The sequence below is a fragment of the Janthinobacterium sp. Ant5-2-1 genome, from assembly GCF_001445815.1.
In the GTDB taxonomy this organism is placed as follows: domain Bacteria; phylum Pseudomonadota; class Gammaproteobacteria; order Burkholderiales; family Burkholderiaceae_D; genus Janthinobacterium; species Janthinobacterium lividum_E.
Map to the genome: position 1 here is coordinate 1 of NZ_LNCE01000137.1, position 3,114 is coordinate 3,114.

Genomic DNA, 3,114 nt, shown 5'->3' on the forward strand with positions numbered 1-3,114 from the left:
CATAATGTTTAAAAAATTGGGACATTTCATCTCGTTTTTTAATAATACACGATGAGCTAGCGATGTCCATGCTTTTCCATGAAAATCGAAACCGGATGTTCCGGAAACTGACGTTTTAAGGTTATTGCTGGCGTAAACGACAAGCGGCGCGGCCCTTTGCAGGGACGCGCCGCTCGCTACTGACGAGTTAAACTTTACTTTTTGTTCAGGCGGGTAATCAGGCTGGACGTGTCGTAACGGTTACCGCCCGCCTGCTGCACTTCGCCATAGAACTGGTCCGTCAAGGTCGTCACGGGCAGGTCGCTGCCGTTGCGCTTGGCTTCGGCGAGGCAGATACCGAGGTCCTTGCGCATCAGGTCGACGGCGAAACCGAAGTCGAACTTGCGTTCGATCATGGTCTTGCCCCGGTTTTCCAGCTGCCACGACTGCGCCGCGCCCTTGGCAATCACGTCGACCACCAGCGCCGCATCGAGGCCCGCGTTTTCAGCAAAGGCGATGCCTTCGCTCAAGGCTTGCACGAGGCCCGCGATGCAGATCTGGTTGACCATTTTTGTGAGCTGGCCGGAACCGGATGCCCCCATGTAAGTGACGGCGCGCGAGAACAGGGCGATGACGGGTTCGGCCCGCGCGTACGCTTCCGCGTCGCCGCCCACCATCACCGTCAGCTTGCCGTTTTCCGCACCAGCCTGGCCGCCGGACACGGGCGCATCGAGGAAGAACACGCCCTTCTCTTTCGCCGCCGCGTGGATGGTGCGCGCCGCTTCGGCCGAAGCCGTCGTATGGTCGATCAGGATGCTGCCCGGTGCCATGGCGGACAACAGGCCGCCCTCTTCCAGGATGACCTGGTACAGGTCGTTATCGTTGCCGATGCAGGTGAAGACGAACTCGGCGCCTGCTGCGGCGGCGGCTGGCGTGGCGGCACTGCTGCCCTTGTACTGCTCCAGCCAGGCGGCCGCGCGGGCCGGGTTGCGGTTATACACGGTGACCTCGTGCCCGCCCGCCGCCAGGTGACCTGCCATGGGGAAACCCATGACGCCCAAACCGATGAATGCCACTTTTGCCATATTGTCCGTCCTGTCGATGTATGAATCCGATTATTGTTGCACAAATGTCCCGCGCCGGCAGCATCGTGCCGCCAGATGCCAACTCAGGCGGCCATGCATTAGCAATTGGCAAACATCAGCGATTTAATATGCAAGATCAAAATTATCATAAATGATTTATGTTGTATTTTTTTCTATTTAATATTACATTGGACTGGCATTACAAATAAGGAAACTTTTTGCCCCATCCTTTTCCCAACCCTCGTTAAGGAGTCGATCTTGCAGACCTCACTCACCCGCATGAAAATCATCAGCGCCGCCGCCCTCCTGCTCGCCGCCAGCGCCGTACAGGCAGACATCACGGTATTTACCAGCCAGTCCGCCTACCTGGCAGCGGCCGGCAATACCGGTGTCGACACCTTTGATGATTTGCCCATCGATGCACTCGATAGTCCACTGAACCGCAATGCCGGCAGCTATGCCTACACGGCAAGCAGCGTTGGCGTCTCGCCCCTCCTGTATGGCGCCGGCACGGGCAGCGACAACTGGCTGAGCACGAACAACCGCAACGACAGCGTGGTGTTCTCCAACTTTTCCAGTGCCGTACGCGGTGTGGGGGGATTCTTCTTCGGCTCGAACTCTGCCGGTGGCTATGCCAACGGCCAGAGCATCACTTTGACAGCGCGCAATGCGCTGGGCGAACTGCTCACCTATGAACTGGCGCTGCCGACACAGGCATCGTTTGTCGGCTTCCTGTCGACGGGCGCCTTCTCGGACCTGGCCGTCAGCACGGCCGGACAGATCGGCATCTGGCCGACCATCAATAACCTGTCCGTGTCGGCCGTACCGGAGCCAGCCACCTACGGCATGTTGCTGGGCGGCCTGGGCTTGCTGGGCTTCATGTCGCGTCGCCGCCGGGCCAGCCAGCAGTAAAACTGGCGCCTGGTACGGCTGCCAGCAGCCGTACCAGGCCTGCCATCACAATAATATCTCGCGCAAGGCAGCCATCAAGGCCGCGCACTCGCCCACGTTGCCGATGCTGATACGCAAATACTGGCTGATGCGCGGCGCATTGAAATGGCGCACGATCACGGAACGGGCGCGCAAGCCGGCCGCCAGTTGCGCCGCGTCATGCTGCGGGTGGCGGACAAAGACAAAGTTGGCCACCGACGGCAATACCTCGAAACCCAGCACAGCAAGATCCGCCGTCAACTGTTCACGGCTGGCGATCACGGCCTGGCGCGTCTGCTGGAAATACGCTTCGTCGTGCAGCGACGCCACGGCGCCGGCCAGCGCCAGCCGGTCCAGCGGATAGGAGTTGAAACTGTTCTTCACTCTTTCCAGCGCCTCGATCAAGTCCGGATGCCCGAATGCACAACCGACGCGCAAGCCGGCCAGCGAGCGCGATTTCGAGAACGTCTGCACCACCAGCAAGTTCGGATAACGCTCGACCAAGACCACGGCGCTCTCGCCGCCGAAATCCACATACGCTTCATCGACCACCACCACGGCGTCGGGGTGGTCGCGCAACAGGGTTTCCACACCGGCCAGCGGCAAGTCCACGCCCGTCGGCGCGTTGGGATTGGGGAAGATGATGGCGCCGCACGGCCCCTGGTAGTCTTCCGGGCGGATGCGCATGGCATCGTCGAGCGCGACCGTGCGGTAATCGATGCCGTACAGCTTGCAATACACGGGGTAAAAACTATAGCTGATGTCGGGGAACAGCAGCGGCGCGTCGTGCTTGAGCAAGGCCATGAAGGCCAGCGCCAGCACTTCATCGGAACCATTGCCGACGAACACTTGCGCGCTGTTCAGGCCGTGGTAGTCGGCCAGGGTTTGCTTCAGTTCGCTGGCCGTGGGATCGGGGTAGAGGCGCAAGGTGTCGTTACTGGCTTCGTGCAGCGCGGCCAGCACTTGCGACGACGGGCCGTAGGGATTTTCGTTGGTGTTGAGTTTGACCAGGCTGGGCAGCTTGGGTTGCTCGCCAGGGATATAGGGGGTCAGCTCGCTGACGATGTTGCTCCAGAATCGGCTCATTGCTTTTATTGGTGGGGTCGGGATGGGAGGGGGT

3 protein-coding genes are annotated in these 3,114 nt (G+C 60.2%); 1 reads left to right on the forward strand and 2 read right to left on the reverse strand.

Annotation, left to right across the window (positions count from 1 at the left end; genetic code table 11):
* Positions 1-194: 194 nt before the first annotated feature.
* On the reverse strand, positions 195-1,064 hold the full coding sequence (locus ASN89_RS26580) for an NAD(P)-dependent oxidoreductase (RefSeq protein ID WP_046682501.1): 870 nt from the start codon (positions 1,062-1,064) through the stop codon (positions 195-197).
* A gap of 258 nt (positions 1,065-1,322) precedes the next feature.
* Here ASN89_RS26580 and ASN89_RS26585 point away from each other — a divergent pair, with 258 nt between their 5' ends.
* Entirely contained in the window at positions 1,323-1,976 is a 654-nt protein-coding gene (locus tag ASN89_RS26585; protein WP_235502094.1) for a PEP-CTERM sorting domain-containing protein, read from the forward strand.
* 45 nt (positions 1,977-2,021) lie between these two features.
* Here the strand turns inward: ASN89_RS26585 and hisC are convergent, their stop codons facing one another.
* A complete protein-coding gene (gene hisC / locus ASN89_RS26590) occupies positions 2,022-3,080 on the reverse strand; it encodes a histidinol-phosphate transaminase (RefSeq protein WP_058051338.1) in 1,059 nt (352 codons plus the stop codon).
* Positions 3,081-3,114: the final 34 nt, after the last annotated feature.